Source organism: Sediminibacterium sp. FW305-C-61 (assembly GCF_058231065.1).
This window is the reverse complement of sequence record NZ_JBIQXR010000002.1, coordinates 741,786-761,335: the sequence shown is the minus strand read 5'-3', so window position 1 is coordinate 761,335 and position 19,550 is coordinate 741,786. Positions and strand designations below refer to the sequence as shown.

General features: G+C 39.2%; 18 protein-coding genes. 3 read left to right on the top strand and 15 right to left on the bottom strand.

All coding sequences use genetic code 11. The features are described from left to right. Positions 1–89: 89 nt before the first annotated feature. The 11 genes from ACH30E_RS08595 to ACH30E_RS08545 all read right to left on the bottom strand — a co-directional run bounded on the left by ACH30E_RS08595 (position 90) and on the right by ACH30E_RS08545 (position 10,178). The gene (locus ACH30E_RS08595; protein ID WP_294992987.1) at positions 90–1,208 is read right to left on the bottom strand and encodes an ABC transporter permease; all 1,119 of its coding nucleotides are present in this window, start codon (positions 1,206–1,208) and stop codon (positions 90–92) included. Further along, positions 1,205–2,311, bottom strand: coding sequence for an ABC transporter permease (locus tag ACH30E_RS08590; protein ID WP_490824462.1), 1,107 nt, complete (start codon positions 2,309–2,311; stop codon positions 1,205–1,207). The genes ACH30E_RS08595 and ACH30E_RS08590 overlap by 4 nt, the downstream gene beginning before the upstream one ends. 10 nt (positions 2,312–2,321) lie before the next feature. Beyond that, positions 2,322–3,068 carry an ABC transporter ATP-binding protein gene (locus ACH30E_RS08585; protein ID WP_294992993.1) on the bottom strand — a complete coding sequence of 249 codons (747 nt, stop codon included), beginning with the start codon at positions 3,066–3,068 and terminating at the stop codon, positions 2,322–2,324. Next, positions 3,061–3,963, bottom strand: a complete 903-nt coding sequence (locus ACH30E_RS08580; protein ID WP_490824461.1) for an ABC transporter ATP-binding protein — start codon at positions 3,961–3,963, stop codon at positions 3,061–3,063. Before ACH30E_RS08580 ends, ACH30E_RS08585 begins: the two co-directional genes overlap by 8 nt. A 4-nt stretch (positions 3,964–3,967) precedes the next feature. Continuing rightward, the gene (locus ACH30E_RS08575) at positions 3,968–4,912 is read right to left on the bottom strand and encodes an HlyD family secretion protein (protein WP_294992998.1); all 945 of its coding nucleotides are present in this window, start codon (positions 4,910–4,912) and stop codon (positions 3,968–3,970) included. Between the two features lie 23 nt (positions 4,913–4,935). Continuing rightward, on the bottom strand, positions 4,936–6,207 hold the full coding sequence (locus tag ACH30E_RS08570) for a TolC family protein (RefSeq protein ID WP_490824460.1): 1,272 nt from the start codon (positions 6,205–6,207) through the stop codon (positions 4,936–4,938). 7 nt (positions 6,208–6,214) lie between these two features. After that, positions 6,215–6,832: a TetR/AcrR family transcriptional regulator gene (locus tag ACH30E_RS08565; RefSeq protein WP_490824459.1), complete on the bottom strand. Its 618-nt coding sequence runs from the start codon at positions 6,830–6,832 to the stop codon at positions 6,215–6,217. Positions 6,833–7,121: 289 nt separating this feature from the next. Then, the gene (locus ACH30E_RS08560) at positions 7,122–7,622 is read right to left on the bottom strand and encodes a hypothetical protein (protein ID WP_490824458.1); all 501 of its coding nucleotides are present in this window, start codon (positions 7,620–7,622) and stop codon (positions 7,122–7,124) included. Positions 7,623–8,070: 448 nt separating this feature from the next. After that, positions 8,071–8,574 carry a hypothetical protein gene (locus ACH30E_RS08555; RefSeq protein WP_490824457.1) on the bottom strand — a complete coding sequence of 168 codons (504 nt, stop codon included), beginning with the start codon at positions 8,572–8,574 and terminating at the stop codon, positions 8,071–8,073. Positions 8,575–8,873: 299 nt separating this feature from the next. Next, positions 8,874–9,146 (bottom strand): hypothetical protein, encoded by a 273-nt coding sequence (locus ACH30E_RS08550; RefSeq protein WP_490824456.1) that lies wholly within the window; start codon positions 9,144–9,146, stop codon positions 8,874–8,876. A gap of 363 nt (positions 9,147–9,509) precedes the next feature. Continuing rightward, complete coding sequence (locus ACH30E_RS08545; protein WP_490824455.1) at positions 9,510–10,178, bottom strand: DUF3800 domain-containing protein; 669 nt, start codon at positions 10,176–10,178, stop codon at positions 9,510–9,512. A 116-nt stretch (positions 10,179–10,294) separates the two neighbouring features. Here ACH30E_RS08545 and ACH30E_RS08540 point away from each other — a divergent pair, with 116 nt between their 5' ends. Both ACH30E_RS08540 and ACH30E_RS08535 read left to right on the top strand, forming a co-directional pair. Then, the gene (locus tag ACH30E_RS08540; protein ID WP_490824454.1) at positions 10,295–11,281 is read left to right on the top strand and encodes a glycosyltransferase; all 987 of its coding nucleotides are present in this window, start codon (positions 10,295–10,297) and stop codon (positions 11,279–11,281) included. After that, on the top strand, positions 11,256–11,651 hold the full coding sequence (locus ACH30E_RS08535) for a septal ring lytic transglycosylase RlpA family protein (RefSeq protein WP_490824453.1): 396 nt from the start codon (positions 11,256–11,258) through the stop codon (positions 11,649–11,651). Before ACH30E_RS08540 ends, ACH30E_RS08535 begins: the two co-directional genes overlap by 26 nt. Positions 11,652–11,747: 96 nt before the next feature. Here ACH30E_RS08535 and ACH30E_RS08530 read toward each other — a convergent pair whose 3' ends face one another. From ACH30E_RS08530 to ACH30E_RS08515, 4 genes are all read right to left on the bottom strand, one after another. After that, a complete protein-coding gene (locus ACH30E_RS08530) occupies positions 11,748–12,908 on the bottom strand; it encodes a PQQ-dependent sugar dehydrogenase (protein WP_490824452.1) in 1,161 nt (386 codons plus the stop codon). 102 nt (positions 12,909–13,010) lie between these two features. After that, positions 13,011–14,384, bottom strand: coding sequence for a hypothetical protein (locus tag ACH30E_RS08525; protein ID WP_294993019.1), 1,374 nt, complete (start codon positions 14,382–14,384; stop codon positions 13,011–13,013). 12 nt (positions 14,385–14,396) lie between these two features. After that, on the bottom strand, positions 14,397–17,045 hold the full coding sequence (gene gyrA / locus ACH30E_RS08520; RefSeq protein ID WP_490824451.1) for a DNA gyrase subunit A: 2,649 nt from the start codon (positions 17,043–17,045) through the stop codon (positions 14,397–14,399). A gap of 221 nt (positions 17,046–17,266) precedes the next feature. Continuing rightward, on the bottom strand, positions 17,267–17,995 hold the full coding sequence (locus tag ACH30E_RS08515) for a head GIN domain-containing protein (protein WP_490824450.1): 729 nt from the start codon (positions 17,993–17,995) through the stop codon (positions 17,267–17,269). Positions 17,996–18,212: 217 nt separating this feature from the next. On the opposite strand from ACH30E_RS08515, the gene ACH30E_RS08510 reads away from it, so the two are divergent. Continuing rightward, complete coding sequence (locus tag ACH30E_RS08510) at positions 18,213–19,547, top strand: saccharopine dehydrogenase C-terminal domain-containing protein (protein WP_490824449.1); 1,335 nt, start codon at positions 18,213–18,215, stop codon at positions 19,545–19,547. Positions 19,548–19,550 lie beyond the last annotated feature (3 nt).

The following is a 19,550-nucleotide window of genomic DNA, read 5'->3' as shown; positions in this document are numbered from 1 at the left end:
TTTGAAATACTGCGTATACTTCTATTAGTTATACACATAATAATCTGTTAATGTATTGAAGTGGTTACTTGAAATTCAGCTTAGGTTTATCAGGCCCTTTTTCGGTAATTCCAAACTGCCCAACCATTTAATACAATGGCAAAGCCGGTAATGGTAAAAAACTGGGGTAATATATCTTTCATTGTACTGCCTTTCAGCACTACCATCCGCATTACTTCAATAAAATAACTTACCGGATTCAGACGTGTAATCCATTGTGCCCATTCTGGCATACTGCTGATACTGGTGTATAAACCACCCATCAGTACAAATATCATCATGATAAAAAAGGATACAAGCATTGCCTGTTGTTGGGTATTTGAATAGGTAGAAACAAGGAGCCCAAGTCCAAGTACCGCCAACAGGTAAACTGCTGCAAATGCATAGATGGTCAGGAAACTTCCTGCAGGCGTAATGCCATATATTACCCTGGCAATGACAAATCCGAGCGTCATCACTATCAATCCCAAAATCCAGAAGGGGATGAGTTTACCCAGTATAAAATGATGTTTACGGATCGGTGTTACATTGATCTGCTCTATTGTGCCTATTTCTTTTTCCCTAACGATATTGATGGCGGTTAGGTTTGCACCTACCATGGTTAACAATAATACCAGGATACCCGGAACCATAAAGAACTTATAATTCATTTGTGGATTGAACCAGTTGGCATAAGTAATGGCAATTTGTGGTTGGGGAGAAATACCTGAAAATGGCTGAAGTTTTGTCCTGATTTCCTGGTTATAGTCCTGTATAATTGTTCTGATATAGGCAGCCCCTAAATTACCCTTGGTACCATTAATGGCATTTACTGCGATAAAAGTGTTGCTATTGTTTTCCCGGATCAGCTTTTTTTCAAAAGCAACCGGGATTTCTAAGATCAAATCAGCTTTATCCAATTCTACATCCTGTAATGATTGATTGTAGCTATTATTAATGTCGACCAGTTTAAAGTAACCAGATGCGGTTATTTTTTGGATGAGTTGGGTGGAATAGGTAGAATGATCATGATCGGTTACGACCAGATTGATGTTTTTCATCTCATAATCTGCTGCCATTGGCAGGATAATGAGTTGAATAATTGGCATCATAAAGATGATACGCAATATAGATGGGTCGCGAAAAATCTGTCGGAACTCTTTTTGTAGTAAAAATCTTAATGTTCTCATGCCAGTCTGATTTTAAAGTTGCGAATAGCCATGGCAAGGAAAAAAGTACACATGCCAGCTAATATCAAAGCCTCCTTCCAAATAGCGCTAAAGCCTACACCCTTGATCATTACTGATTTTACGATGATATAAAACCATTTTGCCGGTACGATATTCGAGATCACTTGTAATGGACGGGGCATATTTTCAATGGGGAACATAAAGCCGCTGAACATAACAGTTGGTAAAAACATACCCACCAGTGAAACGAACATAGCTGTTTGTTGAGAGGCTGCGCGGGAAGAGATTAATAGTCCTAAAGAAAGAGATACCATGGTAAACAGGATACTCATACCTATTAAAAGTAGCACACTGCCTCTTATTGGAACATCCAACACATATACACTTAATAATAAAATACTGATGATGTTTACAATGGATAACAATAAGTAAGGTACCGCTTTAGCAAGCGTAATGCTGAATGGAACCAAGGGAGATACCAGCATGATTTCCATAGTGCCAGTTTCTTTTTCTTTTACGATGGTAATAGCTGTCATCATTGTACAAACCATCAGTAATACCATCGCCATTACACCTGGCACAAAATTGTACGCCCCTTTTAACTGAGGATTGTACAGCATCCTGGTTTCGGTTTGTATCTGGTATTTAGACTGCTGTTGCGGGAAAATATTTCCCTGAAATTGTTGAATGATGGCACTGGCATAGTTTACCATTGTGTTGGCCAGGTTTGGGTCACTAGCATCTGCTATTAACTGTACCTGAGCCTGGTTGGTATGTCGGAGTTGCTCATCAAATCCGGGTGCAATTACCAGAGCCAGCTTAATAGATCCTTTATGAAAAGCTTCAGTTATCTGATCGTAGCGTTGCAGATTTTCCTTAAGCTCAAAATACCTGCTGGCATCCATTTCTTTAACCAGGGCATTGGAACTTAGGTCTTTGGAAAGATCTAGTACGGCAATGCCTTCATTTTTAACCTCATTGGTTAAGGCAAAACCAAATATGATGATCTGCACAATCGGCATACCCAATAAAATGAAAAGGGTACGTTTATCCCGAAGGATATGCAGGAATTCTTTTTTAACAAAACTCAGGAATTGCTTCATAATGCACTGGTTAATTATCGTTTCTTTTTGCGCCTCTAGCTAACTGCTGGAATACTTCATCCATTCCTTTGGCATTGAATTGTTTTTTTAATGCTGCAGGCGTATCCAATGCAGCGATCACGCCATCTACCATTATGCTTACCCTGTTGCAATACTCTGCTTCATCGAGGTAATGGGTGGTAACAAAAACGGTAATTCCTTTTGCGGCTGCCTCGTAGATCATGTTCCAGAATTCGCGTCGGGTTACCGGATCTACGCCACCTGTGGGCTCATCTAAAAAAACAATATCAGGTTGGTGAAAGATGGCTACTGAAAAAGCAAGCTTCTGCTTCCAACCCAGAGGTAATGCACCTACCAATGTATCTGCCTGTGCTTCAAGCTCTAGTTGTTGTAAAAGATTAGCTGTTTCTGATTTAATATAGGCATCGCTTTTACCATAAATGCCACCAAAGAATCGGATATTCTCTTTCACGGTCAGGTCTTCATATAAGGAGAATTTCTGACTCATATATCCAATCCGTTGCTTGATGGTTTCGTTGTCGTTGTAAATGTCGAGTCCGGCAACAGTAGCCTTACCGGAGCTGGGTTTCGACAAACCGCAGAACATACGCATGGCAGTGGTTTTACCTGCTCCATTGGCTCCAAGGAACCCAAATATTTCACCCTTGTCAACTTCAAACGAAATGGCATTTACGGCTACGAAATCGCCAAATTTCTTGGTAAGCTTTTCTGCGGTGATGGCTTTTTCTTTAAGCATGATGTTGCATTAACTGGATGAAACAATCTTCAATATTTGGAATGGCTGATTTCACTTCAATATCATTTCCTAAAAAGGGCAGGGTAGTGCCTGGTTTCAATACGGCATGATGGTATTCGCCAAATGGATATGCGTTTAATATGCCGGGTATGTTTTTTAGTTGTTTTAACAGTGGAAGCATTTCCGGACTCTTAATCGCTAAAAGCGGATTGGTAAAACCTGCGATAATTGCCGAGGGTGTATTAACCTGTAGTATTTTCCCATTTTGAATTAATGCAACCCTGTCGCACCTGCTGGCTTCATCCATATAGGGTGTTGAAACGATGATGGTAATGCCTTTTTGTTTCAATAATTGCAGCATATCCCAGAATTCATTTCTGGAAACAGCATCTACACCAGTTGTAGGTTCATCAAGAAACAGCACTTTGGGTTCATGAATCAATGCACAGCAAAGTGCCAGTTTTTGTTTCATACCCCCAGACAATTTTCCGGCACGTCTGTCTTTGAAAGGAGCAATTTGTTCGTATATATCCTTGATAAGGTGGTAATTGGCTTCAACAGATGCATGAAAGATGGTCGCAAAAAACTGGAGATTTTCTTCTACTGTGAGATCCTGGTACAGGGAGAACTTACCGGGCATATAACCTACAATTCTTCTGACTGCCTTGTAATCTTTCACCACATCATAATCTGCTACAGTTGCTGTTCCTTTATCTGCCAGTAAAAGGGTAGTGAGGATGCGAAACAAAGTGGTTTTACCGGCTCCGTCCGGACCAATCAATCCAAATAATTCTCCTGAAGCTATGTTAAGCGATATATCAGACAATGCCTGAACCGTTTGTTTTTTGGTTCCGTATTGTTTTGATACATCCTGAATGATGACGCCGTTGTTCATGCTTTTATTTTGAAAAAGTGATTTCACCGTACATGCCTAGTTTAAGGAAGCCATTGTTCTTTACCCTTATCTTAACAGCGTAAACCAGGTTGGCCCTTTCTTCTTTGGTCTGGATCGTTTTTGGGGTAAACTCTGCTTTATCTGAGATCCAGCTAATAGTACCGGTATGTTTATCGTAATCGTTTTTGCCGTTGTCGGTATACACGGTAACCTGTTGACCAAGTTTGATACCAGGCAATTGATTTCCGGTTAGATAGGTTCGTAGCGTAATGGTGCTCAGGTCAGCGATTTTGTATAATGCTTTACCTACCGTTGTAATTTCTCCCTGTTCCGCATATTTGTTGAGTACGGTTCCGGAAATGGGGTTGGTGATGGATGCACGTTTGATCTGATCATCTATTTGTTCCGCACGAATTTTCAATGGGTCGGCCTCGCTTAAAATACTGCGGTTTTGGGTACGGATATTGTTTAACTGCACCGCAACCTGCTGTTTGGTAAGTACCATTTGTTTTTGTAGTGCATCGATTTGATAGTTGATATCATCAAGTTGCTTACCGGTAGCGGCATCCATTTTCAGGAGACGTTCAATCCTGTTTTTTTCTTTGGAAAGATTTTGAAATTGGGTTTCCTGAACCGCTATCTGATCTTTCAGTAATTGTAATTGAGGTTGTTCGTCCATTGTTTTTTGTGAAAGTGCATTGATAGAAGCCTGCACCTGTTCTTTTTGTAAAGAAAGATTCAGTGCATCTACCTGGCCAACAATAGCGCCAGCCTGTAGGGTATCGCCTTCCTGTATGGTGAAAGAGCTGAGTTTACCCGGAATTTCTGCAGATACGAGTACTTCATCGGCTTCAAAAGTGCCCTGAGCATCAAATTTGCTGTCGCCATTTTTGCAGGAGGCGAGGAGAAGGAGTGTAGCTGATCCAACAATTAAGTTTCTAATTTTCATATAGATGTTTTGTAAGTATTGTATTAATGACCGGAAATAAGCCGGAGGTTTGCCTGAGCCTGTAATAATTGTATTTTATGTGTAGCCATTTGCTGACGTGCCTGATCTTCTGCATTTACTTCACGTAGATAATCGTTTGCTGTTATGACTCCATTTTCAAGTTGTGCGCTGGATGCTTCTTTTACAGAAAGTCTTAGGTCGATGATTTCCTGATCGGTGGCAATCAACTGTTGCAATTTTGCGATTTCAGCTTCCTGTTGGGTAAACTGTGTACGTGTTTGCAGCATAAAAGTTTCCTGCTGAATTTGTACGGTTTGCATTTGAATGTTGCTGATCTTTTTCTCTTTAGCAGATGTATAGAAACCATTCAAAGACCAGGTAAATCTTAATCCACCAATACCAAATGGTTCGAAAGAATTCTTCAACATATTCAGTCCTGGCCTTCCATATCCAGCCTGTAAAAAAGCACTGGCTTTTGGTTTATTGCGGATATCAATTAAGGAACGTTGTTGTTGGAGTAATTTTTGTTGCTGTTGAAACAGGCCTATCTCCGGACGAACAATATCCGCGGTATCAGCGATTGATGTCATAACAGGTTGCTGCAGACTAATATCTTCAGGCAATGTTTCCTGCATAAATAAACCGAGTACAGAAACGAGACCTTTTCTGGATGCTTTCAGTTCAATGCAACGTTGCAGTGTCTTTAATTTTTCTGCTTTAAGGGCATTGTAACCCGATTTAAAAGCAGTACCATTTTCTACCTGTGCCTGCACTTTTTTCATGCCTGTTTCTATATCGGCTGTAAGCAGTTCAACCTGTTTTAATTGAGCATCGAGGTAGAGTATACTGAGGTAGACTTGCGTAATTCGTTCTTTAAGTTTATAGAGTTCTACTTCCAGTTTCTGGTCTTCAACAACAGCGTTCATTTCTTGTAAAGTCTGTTGTTGCTTGTTGAGTCCACCATCATATAGAAGCTGCGAAACATCGGCGGTTAAACGATACTGGTCTTTACTCAAAGGGGTGATGTTAACACCGGGAAATGAGATGTTCACCGCTGTAACTTCAGACTGGTAGGATGCTTGTCCGTTGATACTGATTTGAGGAAGGAAACCTTTGGTGAGGTTATCGATACTCAGTGCGGCGGTTTGTTGTACCAGTTTTTTCTGCTGTAAGAGGGGATATTTTTCCCTGGCTTTTTGGTATACCGACTCCAGTTGTAATGGTGCCTGGGCAAGTAAATTTACTGCTGGTAGCGTGAGGAGTAAAAAAGTTAACCATTTAGTTAAATAGCGCATAAAAAAATTATTGACGGATTGCTTGTAAAATAAATTCAGTTGCTGCTTTTTTTCTTTCTTCCATTAGCTGCATAAACTGTTCATTATTAATGTTGAAAAGTGAATTGAGAATGGGTCTACTTAGAAAGGGGAAAATACAGATCCCCAGCATGCTCATGAGCAGTTGTTCCATCTGGATGGGACGAACATGTCCTGCTTTTATTTCATTTTCTAGTTGTTTTTTGAAAAGAGAAAGGTCTGGTGGACTTCCACTAAACAGTTTCTGGAGAAAGTCATCGGGTTTATTGTTTACCTCGCTTAGTACGAACATGGGAATAAAGGGATTGGTAATTGCCATGGTGATGTATTCTGTGCAGAAGCTTTCTATTTTCTGGTAGAATGAATCCTCAGAGGTCAGGATTTGTTTAACCCTGGGTATAAACCTTCCGGCGCTTTCTTTAAAGATGGTTTCGAAAAGTTGGTCTTTGCTGCGGAAGTAATAATGTAATAATGCTTTATTGATTCCGGCCTCATTTGCGATATCCTGCATACGGGCACCGGCAAGACCTTTCTGAAAGAAGATCTTTCTGGCAGCAAGCAGAATTTTTTGTTCTGTGCCGATATCTGTTTGTATAGGATTATCCATATGGTTTAACCATTTAGTTAACAAAGGTAGAAAGTTTCTGGAAATAATGATAAAGAAATGGAGATATTTTTTTGGGAGGCAGATATATAGTTGTATATCAACCAGTTACTTTGTAGTTCGGGTTATGTTTTCATCCACAAATCCTGCATATCAGGATTCAACTATTATCCTATAATTAATATTATGTTAAATCGCACACAGCGAAATACGAGTAAAAAAGAAAACGGCTCTGCTTCTTTCTTTTATCGTAGCGAGTGTGGATATGAGTAAATGAATAATAAATACATACCTAGTATTTGGCTAAAGGCGGTTGCATTTCTGTTCGGGATGTATCTGGGTTGTCTTTTCTTTGTGTATTGCATTTATCCCATCCTAACCAAAATACAAGTAATAATAAAGCAGCTATAATTCCTTTTGCTGTGTAGTTTCCTAATGTTTCAAATAACCCTTTTTTAAAGTCATTTAAAGCATCTTTTATAGATGTACTATTTTTATTTTCTAGGTATTTTCTAATTCCGCCTTTTGTTTCAGTTACTTTTATTCCCTCTGGAGATAATACAATCCATGAATTTCTACTTTCAGGCTTGAGGTATATTACTAAATTATTTTCATGAATAATTTGTAATGCAATACCCTCTATTGATTCATTCTCAGCTATCCTATAAAGAGCTCCTCCCTTTTCTTTATTGTCGTTTAACCATTTATCTACTGTATCATAGGCTTTTTCTATATTAGATTCCATTTTATATTGGTTTAAGCGTTTTAAATTAATTAATATCCTCTTTAACATAGAATATTAATTATAGAAACGGTGCGAATAGTTGCTCGTTTCCCTCGCTTGCCCTAAGTTTTCTTTTTTACTCGTATTTCTGCCCGCACCGTGGCAATGCAGCTACGCAAATTAGCATTGCCCCTCCACAACGCCACACGAAGTAACATAATATTGAGTTATAAGTGTTTTTCAATGGTCTGTCTATTTGTGCGCACGAACGCACGATTGGGGGTCGGTTATTGCGAACTTGCCGTTGGTAGTGTAGGAGAATTGAGGGCAAGTTCGCAATAACCGACCCCAAGGCATTGAAAAACACTTATAACTAACTTTTATGTTAAATCACGCACAGCGAAATACGAGAAAAAAAGAAAAAGGATCTACTGCTATTTTGATCGTAGCGTGAATAGATTTATACGTTTAAAACAATTAGAACAGAAAAAATAAATAAGAGGAAAGAAATTATGCTTTAATTAGATGTTCCAAACTTATCGTTGAATCTTTTTTGAAAATCTCTTGTAATTTCTAATAATCTAGACCCTGTTTTTACAATATGTTCTAACTCAGCAATGGATTCAGCTATTGTATACCGTATTGGTACAAAAAATTGATTTTTTTCTTCATCTTCTTCTATATCCCATATATCGAAGTAGGAATGGTCTAATTCGTTTTCATCCCAAGAAAATTCACAATGTGCTACTCTATTTCTGAATATTCTCACTCTTGTTAGATCATCAAATAAATTCGGATCATTTGCTAATATATCAGGGTAATGCTTAGTAAATAGAGATAAAACTTTATCTATTTTGCTAGCAAATTTCAAATTTTTAAAATCAACATTTTTGATTCCCAATTCTGGGTGTTCAAACTTTATAAATAGAATAATTTTAGCTAACCAAGATTCTATCTGGGAAGTAAAAAAAATGCATTCCCCTCTAAAATCAATCTCAATTTTCTTTGATTTGGCCGGCATGCAGAATAAATTTTATAAATTATGTATCAAAGAGTTTTAGTTATACAATAACAGTGCAAATAGTTGCTCGTTTCCCTCGCTGGCTTTTCTTTTACCCATAGAGGAATTCAATCTCCATTAAACTAAACTACTTAAATAATAAATCCATCGTGCATAAAAAAGCCACTCAAAAGTGGCTTCAAAAAAATAAGGCTGTTCAGTTAAAACTCCTGCCATAAAAAATGGCTGTCCAGCTTTTTCCCCTGCCTTATCAATATTTTTATAAAATTATTACTTTTTTTAAGGTCCAAAAAAAATATTTATAGCTGAACCACTTCACGCGGTTTATTGTTTTCCATTTTCAATATAACACAACCGGAGTCATTTAGACGAACCGCAAACTGCCCATCAGACAACCTGAAAGTATAAGTAACCATTGCAGTTTTCACGGTTACTTCATAATGGAGTAATTCCATCCAATGAAACTCTGTTACAGTATTTAACAAGCCTTCTTTGGTTTGTTTTTGTAAAACGATCCTATGAAAATAATCCCCTTCTTTTTTATGATTCAGAAACCGGAAAAATTTATACAAGCCTGAGCAGGTAATAAGCCAGGCGATAGCGGACGCTATCGTTTCTCTTATATTCTACCTAATCCTATTCTTTTAAATTATTCTATCAATTTGCGCGCACCATACGCAAGTTTGCCAGTCAGTTATTCAATAAAGAAAGCACTATCCTTATCTAAATACAACACAGCCGTAGCGAAATTTTCCTGAGGTGAAGTGAGCGATTTATTTCAAAGAAAAATCAGTTTTTTATTTTGAAGTCACAATTGTTTTGTACTTTTGTTTTGCTGCCGGGTTTGGCTTACATGCCTCTATCGGGTAGCGAAAATCAAAAATATTTGAGCCTCGGTTTGAAACCGGGGCTTTTCTTTTTCACCTGCATATATCCTAATCTAATACGAGTGCGCTAAAACGGTCGAATAGTAAATCAAGATTATACTTTTTGGCAGAACCTTTCGGGTATGTTTTTTTATATAGCAAGAAGGCAATCACATCTACCGTTTGAATAAAATAAGATGCTTTAGAACTTCGGTGAGAAAAATCTTCAATAACCTGATTTAATGAAATTTCTTTTCTCAAATTTCGTAACATGTTTCTTAGTCTTCGTTCATTCCCCTCATCAGCAATTAACATTCCTTTCTCTTTTTTTCCTGATAAAAATTGCTGGTATTTTACCAATAATTCCTGCCATGCTTTTTCAGGAATTGTATCATCTGATTTATCAAACTGCTTAATATGATTTACTGTTAACAACACAGCATTGGGAAATATTTCAGGTAAACTTTCTGCATATCGTTTTAAAACCTGAATACGTTTCGCCTTTGGTATCGATTTGTACGCTTCTTGTTTTTTAATTCTGAGTAATTCAGTGGCATGAATTTCAGTATGGGTATCCAATCCATATAGTTCCTGAATTTGTCTTCTGAATCGTTTAAGATTAGACAGGCTTTGCTCCCATTCAGTATGATATATCACTAGCGCTGTTAAAATATAATGTTCTGATGAACCCTCACTTATTCCCGGATCACCACTTTCATCCACATACATCAAATACATAATTTCGGAATTAACACTGTGAAAATATGCTCGCTGAATAATTAATCCATCTTCACCTATTAAATTTGTGGTGAATACATCATTTATTACCGTATTTATACGCTATACTACGTTACATGCATATTCTCATAGTTAACAATACCTCCATTCCTGCCCTTAAATACGGAGGCACTGAAAGGGTTATTTGGTGGTTGGGTAAAACCCTTGTAAATGCCGGACACAAAGTTTCTTACCTGGTAGCGCCAGGTTCTTATTGTCCATTTGCTGATGTATATCCATTTAATCCATCACTTCCTTTTAACGAACAGGTTCCTGTTGACAAAGGAATTGATATCATTCACCTCAATCATGGTGTGAATGAAACACCTTTATTGCCATATATTTTTACTATGCATGGCAACATGAATGAGCAGGTGCCATTGCCTATTAATACTGTGTTTGTATCCCGCAACCATGCCGAGCGTTTTTGTACAGATTCTTTTGTTTATAATGGCATTGATCCCGATGATTATGGTGACCCGGCACTCTCCCGTCCCCGCTCCTATATTCATTTCCTCGGCGATGCCGCATGGCGGGTGAAAAATGTGCAGGGTGCCATCTCTGTTTCGCGTAAAGCAAAACTTCCACTACATGTAATTGGTGGATACCGTTTCAATTTCAACCAGGGTATCCGCTTAACATTCGACCGTCATGTTCATTTTCATGGAATGCAGGGCGGTGAGGCAAAGAATAATATTCTGAGAAGTTCAAAAGCCCTCCTTTTCCCTGTTCGCTGGCATGAGCCTTTTGGACTAGCACTAATCGAAAGCCTCTATTTTGGCTGCCCCGTTTTTGGCACGCCCTATGGGTCTCTACCAGAAATTATACAGTCTTCTGTAGGCTATCTCTCAGCCAATTCTGCCGAACTTGTTACAGCCTTGGGTAATATCGGTGCATTTAGTCCCAAAGCCTGTCACGAATATGTTATGGAGCAGTTTAGCGCTACTCAAATGATGCAGGCATATCTGAAAAAATATGAAAAAGTATTGAATGGATATACTTTAAACACCCATCCTCCCGTTTTGAAAGAAATACAAGATGAGAAATTCCTTCCTTTCAGTTAAGGGCAAATGGCGCATAGCAAATTGTTTATTGCTAATAGTGATGGTAACTATAGGCTGTTCAAGAAAAATCACCGAAAATGGTATGGCTTCTTTTTATGGTGCAGGTGATGGTTACCATGGACGTAAAACTGCCAATGGAGAAATATTCAACAAGAATAAACTAACAGCAGCACATAAAACCATTCCTTTTGGTACAGTTGTTAAAGTGAAGAACCTGAGTAATGGTAAAACCATCAAAGTTCGCATCAACGACCGCGGTCCCTTTGTAAAAGGCCGAATAATAGACCTCAGCGAAAAAGCCGCAAAGAAAATAGAGATGACAAGGCAGGGAGTTGTGGAGGTGAGTCTCAGGTATAGGAAGAAAAAATAGGGTTTAATGGCAGATGTCAGATGGCAGATGTCGGATTTCTTTGAGATATTCAATTCAAATCTGACATCTGCCATCTGACATCTGAAATATTTTTATTTACTCCGCAGTTACCTTTATTATCCTCCCCGGTCCCTCAACAGAAACATAGAGATTGCCATCCGGGCCTTCTTTGATGTTGCGGACGCGGCCGATGCCTTCGAGTATTTTTTCCTCAGAAAAAATTTTATCACCCTGGACTACTGCCCTGCTAACATGGTTGAACTTTAGTGAGCCCGTGAGTAAACTACCTTTCCATGATTTGAAATTTGCGCTTGTTATGATTGCTAATCCACAGGTAGCAATCGATGGATCCCAATACTTTGCGGGATTGGTAAAGCCGGCTCCTGTTGGACTTGCAGACACCGCCACCCCGTCGTAGTTTTTACCATAGCTTACATGTGGCCATCCGTAGTTTTTTCCTTTTTCCACCAGGTTTAGTTCATCACCTCCCATTGGACCATGTTCATTTTCCCAGATACGATTGTTAACCGCATCGTATGTGAGTCCCTGAGGGTTACGGTGACCATAAGAGAAAACTGTTGAAGCTGCAGTATTGCCCGGCAAGATTGGATTATCTGCAGGAACTTTTCCGTCATCGGTCATCCTGTGAACTTTACCCCAGTCGCTCTTTGTGTCTTGTGCATTTTGGTTAGGACTATTAACCCCACCATAGCTGGAAGTTCCTCCCTCCCCTATGCTTAAGTATAATAAACCTGCTTTATCAAATACAATCCTGCTACCATAATGTCCATACCAGTTATTGGGTGTTTTTGTGGTGAAAATTGGCTCGAGGTTAGTGATTGTATTTCCGTTTAGTTTAAACCTGCTAAGTCTTAATAAGCTTCCACCACCAGGGTTATCAATGGCATATGATATATATATCCAACCATTACTGGTATAGGAAGGGTGAACTTTTATGTCGAGTAGTCCGCCTTGTCCATTTGTATTAATACCTGAAGGTACTCCTGTAATTTCTGTGGTATTTCCTGCTGTAGTATAGCGGTAAATTCGTCCACGTTTTTCAGTAAATAATAAATCACCTCCGGGTAAAAAGTCCATTCCCCAAATGATTTCATGGTTATTTACCAGTACAGATGTTTTTAGCGTTGGAGGTGTAGATGGTGTTTCTGAACCGGCATCGGATGATGATCCTTTGCAGGAAAATAATATCACTGACGTAAATAAAAACACACTTATATTTTGTAATCGGTATTTCATATGATGCGCTGTAATGGGGTGAAATGATTGTAATAAATATACGATTATTGCAACAAAAAAGCCCTGTATTTACAGGGCTTTTGTATAGTTAAACTTGTTGGATTAAAACTTACTATGTAAAGCATCAAATTCTTTGAATTTGGCTTCATATTTATCAAAGGCAGCATCATCTTTACCCCTTATTTTATCGCGCTTATAAGCGTATAAATTAGCCAGCCAGTCTACAGATTTGTTGATCACACTTTTTTCGTTATTGGTACGATCTGATTTATCCTTAAGCAGTGTATATGCTTTTTCAAGCCATTCTATTGCCTGATCTACTTCTTTAGCAATTGGTGCTTCGAGTGCTGCATTTGCTTTAAGAAAAGGTTCAGCCTCAGCTTTGGCTTTAGCATCTGCTGCTGCTTTTTTCTTTGGATCTTTTTCTACTGGCTTTTCTGCATTTATACGTTGAACAGATCTGATATTATCACGAACCTTATCATCCATATCACCGAAATTATTATAGTAGATTACGCCGGTATTGAATGCTGCGATTGCATTCTTATTATTTAAAGCATAAGCTTTTTTAAATGCATCCAGTGCTTTCTCTCCATATTGGGCCGCGGTGGCACTATCGAGGTCGTCTCTCATTTTAGAATTGGCAAAAGCACTCCCGTATTGAATGTATTTGTTTTCAGTGAGTGTACCTGCCGCCATTTCTTTTGCATACATATTGATTTTATCTTTTACACTATAAGAATCAATAAAATCAATTTCATAATCATCCCATTCTGTATTCAGTGAAGGATGTACTTCTTTTGCTAAAGCAAGGTATTTGTAGAATTGTGTTTCATCTTTTTTACCACGGGTATAGTAATCAACGAGGAAACGATATACATCAACATAATTGGTATCACTAATTTTGTTTTCAGCCAGACGCTTATAGAATGAAGATGCTTTTTCAAGATCCTTGCCATTCTGGTAACAGATTGCTGTATACAGAATAGTTGAAGTATCCATCGCAATATTTACTGATGACCATTTTCTTGAAATAATCAGGTCAATAAATTTAATGGCATTTTCAAATGCACCACCAGCTTTCAAAAATTCTTTGGTTTCAAACAATTTACTACCCTGTTTGATATAGGAATAGTACATGTCGAAATATGGAGTCAGGCCATCATTGGCTGTTGCCACAGCAAAAGTAGGATCCAGCTCTTCATATTTTTTGATGGCTGCATCTGCTTCTGCTTCAGCATTAGGGAATTTTTCATTTAACTGTGGGTTATTGAATATAGCTGCATAGATTTTAGCCTTCCACATATAGGTCTCAGCTTTGGCTTGTGCCTTTGGATCGGCAGCCATTTTATCTATTTCAGTTTTTGCATCTTCTATTCTGCCTAATAAAATAGCATTTTTTACTTTTTTATAATCCTGGGCAGCAAGGAACTGCAATGACATAGCAAACATAGAAAGCAATAAAAGCTTCTTCATAATGGGAGGTTTTTATTCTTGATTTTCGTTCGAATTTGTTTCGTTATTATCGGTTGTTTGATCCGGGTTTGTTTCTGTTTCGGCGGTTGGATTTATTTCAGCCTGTTCCTCATCATCTTCTTCTATCTGTGAAATGGCTGCAATTTCATCACCTTCATCAATACGAATCAGTTTAACACCCTGGGTTGCCCTACCAGCTTCGCGGATATCGCTGATGCCGGTACGGATGGTTATGCCTGATTTGCATGTAATAATAAGGTCTTCTTTTTCAGTTACATAGAGAATGCCGACTAAACTTCCGGTTTTATCGGTAACATTAATGGTTTTTACCCCTTTTCCGCCGCGGTTTGTTATACGGTATTCATCAATGGCCGTTCTTTTTCCAAATCCTTTCTCACTCACTACCAGTATGGTTCTGCTGGCATCTTCCTTATTTACACAGATCATGCCAATTACTTCATCTTTCTCATCTTCTACTTCAATACCAGCTACACCTATGGCGCCTCTTCCGGTAACCCGAACTTTTTCTTCCTCAAAACGAATTGCCCTTCCGCTTTTCACCGCAAGCATGATTTCTGAATTACCATCGGTCATCCTTGCTTCGAGTAACTCATCGCCTTCAACAATAGTAATGGCATTTACACCATTTGCACGTGGGCGACTAAAGTCTTCCAGAGATGTTTTTTTGATGATACCTTTTTTGGTACAGAGTACAATATAATGTTGCTGTACAAACTCTTTATCTGCCAGGTTCTTCACATCAATAATCGCTTTCACTTTATCATCACCTGGTAATTGAATCAGGTTCTGGATAGCCCTTCCTTTGCTTTGTTTTTCACCTTCTGGTATTTCATAAACACGCATCCAGTAGCAACGTCCTTTTTCTGTAAAGAACATCATAGTATCATGTGTAGATGCTACAAAAAGATGTTCTACATAATCTTCTTCCCTTGTTTTAGAACCTACAGCTCCCCTTCCGCCTCTGCGTTGCTGACGGTATTCGGATGCAGAAGTACGTTTGATATAACCAAGGTGTGAAATGGTGATAACCACATCTTCTTCCTCAATTAAATCTTCAATACGCATTTCATCGGCGAGGTATTGAATCTCACTTTTACGGGCATCACCAAATTGCTCTTTTATTTCCAGTAATTCTTTACGAATTAGTGCATAACGTAAATCTTCACTGGCCAATAAAGCTTTCAGATCTTTGATGGTATTGATTAAACCATTGAACTCTTCAATGATTTTTTCTCTTTCCATACCTGTAAGGCGCTGTAAACGCAGCTCCAGTATGGCTTTGGCTTGTGCTTCAGAAAGACCTTCAGCCTGAGTATATAGTTCATTGGTAAGATCACTGAACAGTTCCTGTTTGAGCAACCATTTGCCTTCTTTACTTTTTGCAATCAGGCTCTCTTTTGCTTCATCAGGCGTACGACTCGCGCGAATCAGTGATATCACTTCATCCAGATGATCCAGTGCTTTGAGGTAACCTTCCAGAATATGAGCTCTTTCTTCCGCTTTTCTAAGCTCAAATTTTGCCCTGCGAATCACCACATCCATACGGAAGTCGATGAATTCTACGATCAGGTCGCGTAAACACATGATCTTTGGCTTCCCCTTGCTCAGCGCCACATTATTGATACCATAACTGGTTTGTAATTCAGTGTATTTATACAACTGGTTAATCACCACCTGTGCAACAGCATCGCGTTTCAAGTCAAGCACAATACGTGTACCTTCCCTTTTATTACTTTCATTGTTTACGTGTGCTATGCCTTCAACCGTTTTATCGATCACCAATTGTCCGATACGATCGGTTAATTGGTCTCTGTTTACCTGGTAAGGCACTTCTGTAATAACAATCTGTTCCCTGCCACTGGCTTTGGTATCTACATGACATTTACCACGCACAACTACACGGCCTCTGCCGGTTAGCAATGCCTGGCGTACACCTTCCATTCCATAAATCACGCCACCTGTTGGAAAATCCGGAGCTTTAACAATACTGATTAATTCTTCACCAGTAATTTCTTTATTGTCGATATAGGCAACACATCCATCAATTACTTCGCTCAGGTTATGTGGCATCATATTGGTGGCCATACCTACGGCAATACCTGATGAACCATTTACCAATAGCTGAGGAATACGAGAAGGAAGAACAGTAGGTTCCTGCATCGAATCATCGAAGTTCAGCTGGAAGTCAACCGTTTCTTTTTCAATATCATCCAGCATTGCCTCTGCAATCTTCTGCAAACGTGCCTCGGTATAACGCATGGCAGCCGGTGGATCACCATCCTGGTTACCAAAGTTACCCTGACCATCAACCAAGGTATAACGCATGGTCCAGTCCTGGGCCATCCTTACCAGGGTATCGTAAATGGATGAGTCACCGTGTGGGTGATACTTACCCATTACCTCCCCCACAATACGGGCAGATTTTTTATAAGGTTTATTGCTGTTGTTGCCCAATTCATTCATGGCATATAAAACGCGGCGGTGAACCGGTTTAAAGCCGTCTCTCGCATCGGGTAATGCCCTGCCTACGATTACCGACATAGAGTAGTCGATATAGGCCGTCTTCATTTGTTCTTCGATATTAACCTGAATAATCCGGTCGTTATCGCTGGTCTGTTCAGGTAGCAGGTTTTCTTCCATATTCGCTTATCTCGTACTTAATTTTTAAAGTATCTCCGGCCGGGATAGACCCCTGAATTTTGCCGGTTGGCGAAGATAGTTTTTTTGAGGGGTAAACAGGGGTAAAATACCCTGTTTTTTGGCCTGTTTTATCCACAAAGGGGCATAAAAAAAAGGCCCCCTAACCCACTGCCCTTAAAGCAATGATTATGGGGCCTTTTTTATGGCTAAAAGGGGGTGTTTTAATTCACTTTTTTGATGTCTGAACTGCCACTTTTTGATGTCTTGGTTTCTGTAGGACTTCCCTTATAATACACATCGCTGCCACCACTGGCATTGGCTATAATCGATTTATGGACGGTTATATTCACATCGCTTCCGCCTGATGATACAACATTGCAGTAATCAGTACTTAGCTGGTAGGCATTTACATCACTTCCTCCACTGGCATCAATTTTAATACGCTCTGTTTTACCACTCAGGCTTGCATCACTTCCTCCGCTGGCAGAAAGTTTTATTTCAGTACACGAAAACTGACCTTTCAGATCCGATCCCCCGGAAATTCCAATAGATAATGTTGCTGCATTAATCATTCCCTCACAGAATACGTCAGAACCACCAGATGCCTGTAATTTTTCCAGTGTTTTTACAGATACATAGGCTTTAAGCTTACGGTTTCTCCAACCATCTGTCCATGACCAGCCTCCATTTTCCTTCTCATAATAAATTTTCAATACCCCATCCACCACTTCAGTAATGATTTTGTCCCTGTAAGAGGTTTCTGAAGCACTTACGGCAACTGCTTCTTCATTACCCTGCGTCAGGTATAAGTCGATACCATGTGATACCCTTATTCCCGTAAAATTCTTCAGGTTGCGTTGCTGCGCATTGGCATCTTTAATGGTTTTTTGCGACCAGCCCTGTGCACCCATAGTGCAGAGCAGCAAAAAGACAGCTATCAGTTTTTTCATACAGTTTTTTTTAATGAAACGCAGGGGAAGGGAAATAGTTACAGGCTGTTAGGGGTTAGCCATTAGCTGTTAGCCATTAGGTGTTAGGCGTTAGGTATTAGTATTAGTATTAGTGTGTCAATGGCTAATATAAGTCGACCTAGGGTTAGTTAGCCAAAGCTAATGGCTAATGGCTAACACCTAACGGCTAATCCCATAGTTTTCTTAGCTTGCAATCATGTCGGCAAATACACATTTCCTTGTCTTTGGTGCTGGAAAATCAGCTACCGTTTTAATTGAGTACCTGAAAAAACTAGTTATTGAAAGAAATTGGTCACTTTCCGTAGCCGATGTTGATTTAATCGCCATCCGTCAGAAGTTGGGTGAAGGCAATAACCTGCATGCAGTTGAAATCAATATTACAGATGCTGATAAAAGAGGGAAGCTTATTCAATCAGCCAATATCGTTATTTCACTTATGCCCCCTCACCTTCATTTGCCTATTGCAAAAGACTGTATTCAATTCGGAAAACATTTACTGACCGCTTCCTATGTTGATCCGGCCATACGGGAAATGGCTAAGCAGATAAAAGATAAAAACCTGCTCTTCCTCTGTGAAATGGGACTCGATCCGGGTATCGATCATATGAGTGCCATGCAACTCATTCATAATATCAAAGCAAAGGGTGGTGAGATCAATTCATTTTATTCACACTGTGGTGGATTGGTAGCGCCTGCATCTGATGATAATCCCTGGCATTATAAAATCAGTTGGAACCCAAGAAATGTTGTATTGGCGGGAAAAGCAGGTGCATTGTACAAAATGAATGGGAAAGAAATTAAGCTTGACTATACTGAAATATTCCATCAAAGTGGTACGGTAGACTTTCCTGAATTGGGACAACTGGCGTATTATGCAAACAGGGATTCCCTGAGTTATACAACACTCTATTCATTAACTAATGCCAGAGATTTTCTACGTACTACGCTTCGATATCCCGCATTTTGTAAAGGTTGGGCTGCATTGGTAGATTTAAAGTTGACAGATGAAGATTACGAATACGATACCCGCGACTTAACCGTCAAAGATTTTGTTGAAATGCATATCAATCATCATCAACTTAACCCTAAATGGAAATCTTTTATTGCAGATCCGGTACTTAATGAGCAGTTCAGATTTTTGGGGTTATTTGATAGTACGCCAATCAAAAAAGAACTACATACTCCAGCAGCAATACTCCAATGGCGCATGGAAGAAAGTTGGTTATTGAAACCAGAGGATAAAGACATGATTGTGATGATGCATGAAATCACCTATTCCTGTGATAATAAGCAATATAAAGCTAACAGCAGTTTAAAAGTAATCGGGGAAGACTATCTCAGAACTGCCATGGCCAAAACTGTTGGTTTGCCACTTGCCATTGCTGCGGCATTAATAGCTGATGGACAATTAAAAGAAACTGGTTTGCATATCCCCATCATTCCGGCAATTTATGAACCAGTGCTTTCCAGTTTGGAAAAAGAAGGGATTCAATTCCATGAAGTATTATCTGAATTAACCCCCGCTAAATAATCC

Coding starts and splice junctions, on each gene's coding strand:
- ACH30E_RS08595 (WP_294992987.1), bottom strand. CDS start 1,208: ATGAGAACATTAAGATTTTTACTACAAAAAGAGTTCCGACAGATTTTT.
- ACH30E_RS08590 (WP_490824462.1), bottom strand. CDS start 2,311: ATGAAGCAATTCCTGAGTTTTGTTAAAAAAGAATTCCTGCATATCCTT.
- ACH30E_RS08585 (WP_294992993.1), bottom strand. CDS start 3,068: ATGCTTAAAGAAAAAGCCATCACCGCAGAAAAGCTTACCAAGAAATTT.
- ACH30E_RS08580 (WP_490824461.1), bottom strand. CDS start 3,963: ATGAACAACGGCGTCATCATTCAGGATGTATCAAAACAATACGGAACC.
- ACH30E_RS08575 (WP_294992998.1), bottom strand. CDS start 4,912: ATGAAAATTAGAAACTTAATTGTTGGATCAGCTACACTCCTTCTCCTC.
- ACH30E_RS08570 (WP_490824460.1), bottom strand. CDS start 6,207: ATGCGCTATTTAACTAAATGGTTAACTTTTTTACTCCTCACGCTACCA.
- ACH30E_RS08565 (WP_490824459.1), bottom strand. CDS start 6,832: ATGGATAATCCTATACAAACAGATATCGGCACAGAACAAAAAATTCTG.
- ACH30E_RS08560 (WP_490824458.1), bottom strand. CDS start 7,622: ATGTTAAAGAGGATATTAATTAATTTAAAACGCTTAAACCAATATAAA.
- ACH30E_RS08555 (WP_490824457.1), bottom strand. CDS start 8,574: ATGCCGGCCAAATCAAAGAAAATTGAGATTGATTTTAGAGGGGAATGC.
- ACH30E_RS08545 (WP_490824455.1), bottom strand. CDS start 10,178: ATGTATTTGATGTATGTGGATGAAAGTGGTGATCCGGGAATAAGTGAG.
- ACH30E_RS08540 (WP_490824454.1), top strand. CDS start 10,295: ATGCATATTCTCATAGTTAACAATACCTCCATTCCTGCCCTTAAATAC.
- ACH30E_RS08535 (WP_490824453.1), top strand. CDS start 11,256: ATGAGAAATTCCTTCCTTTCAGTTAAGGGCAAATGGCGCATAGCAAAT.
- ACH30E_RS08530 (WP_490824452.1), bottom strand. CDS start 12,908: ATGAAATACCGATTACAAAATATAAGTGTGTTTTTATTTACGTCAGTG.
- ACH30E_RS08525 (WP_294993019.1), bottom strand. CDS start 14,384: ATGAAGAAGCTTTTATTGCTTTCTATGTTTGCTATGTCATTGCAGTTC.
- gyrA (WP_490824451.1), bottom strand. CDS start 17,045: ATGGAAGAAAACCTGCTACCTGAACAGACCAGCGATAACGACCGGATT.
- ACH30E_RS08515 (WP_490824450.1), bottom strand. CDS start 17,995: ATGAAAAAACTGATAGCTGTCTTTTTGCTGCTCTGCACTATGGGTGCA.
- ACH30E_RS08510 (WP_490824449.1), top strand. CDS start 18,213: ATGTCGGCAAATACACATTTCCTTGTCTTTGGTGCTGGAAAATCAGCT.